The 1,166-nt window shown below is 39.5% G+C and carries 1 protein-coding gene and 1 pseudogene; both read right to left on the bottom strand.

What is annotated here, in order from left to right:
• Positions 1-139 (bottom strand): annotated as a pseudogene (locus AACW06_RS19630) (GNAT family N-acetyltransferase); the annotation flags it as partial.
• 137 nt (positions 140-276) lie between these two features.
• Positions 277-1,020 (bottom strand): hypothetical protein, encoded by a 744-nt coding sequence (locus tag AACW06_RS19625; RefSeq protein ID WP_192076339.1) that lies wholly within the window; start codon positions 1,018-1,020, stop codon positions 277-279.
• Positions 1,021-1,166: the final 146 nt, after the last annotated feature.

Genomic DNA, 1,166 nt, shown 5'->3' with positions numbered 1-1,166 from the left:
ATGACCAATACAACTTTACTTCTTGTTCATCGACTGGTGTTAAGAAGCCTACAGAGGCTCCACTTTCTATACAATCAGTTAGTAACGAATTTAGCTGTTCGACTAAACCTGATGTTGTACTTACTTCTTTTATTTCCACGAAACTTTCCTTGTAATTTAACGCCGCGTTAAGTGGCGAGCAACGCGACCACCTTCCCTAAAACCTTGCCACCTTACACGCTGAAGCCGACCAAAACTGAAAATGCAAGGCGTTGGGAGTCCGTCTTGAACGCCTTGTTAACTGTATGACGAGCGCAATACTGAAAATTTTTGACAGGTAACTAAGTACACAGACTTTTTATAACTATCTTCATTTCCTGTCGGCGGGAACCAAGATAAGCCAGCATCAATCGCACTTAAAAACGATAGAAAATTTATAAGGGATAAGACCTTATAAAAACTTACAGGGTTACCAAAATCTAAATCACTGTATGCACCATGAGCAATACCATTTCGGTTTGTATTATCTTCATGGGGGTAGTTTTTGGAATTCGAATAAAGTTTCTCGGTAACGAATTTTTCAAAAGAATCAATCATCGACTCAACTTCTTCGTAGGCGCCAAGTTTATTAGTAACCACTTGGTACTTGCAACTAGCACACAGGTTTTGAATTGTCTTTTTAATATGTGCATGTTCAACGCCTCTATGACCAGCTAACTTACGAGCCACGCCCTCTATTACGGGAATGAGAGTACCCACAGATGAATAATTTAAACCTAAAAAGTGACACTCGATACCATTATCGATAATGTTCAAGTAGTCTTTCACAAACGGTGTATTCGCATATTTTTCTATGAACACAGCGCATATCGTTTCTACTGGGTATATAGATGCTAATAAATACCCTAATTTGTCTTGTTGAATATGACCATGCTCATCTAGCCCCGAGAGAACCTGATCTAGTTGCTGCATGTTCACATAAGGAGGTATAAACCAACCTATTTTCTCTAATTTGATCGCCCAAGAATCCAAACTCCCCACTATATTCTCCCAATACAGTTAACGCCCAATTAAGTGGTGAACAACGCACTGACCAAGTCGCTGCATTGCACCGTAAAACACTTTACCTAACGCATAGTAAAACTGTCACGCGTTGAGAATCCACTTGAATTGCTTGTTATGTGAAT

This window comes from Vibrio sp. S12_S33 (assembly GCF_963889785.1).
Classification (GTDB): domain Bacteria; phylum Pseudomonadota; class Gammaproteobacteria; order Enterobacterales; family Vibrionaceae; genus Vibrio; species Vibrio aestuarianus.
The sequence above is the reverse complement of the archived record's forward strand: the minus strand, read 5'-3'. Positions and strand labels throughout refer to the sequence as shown.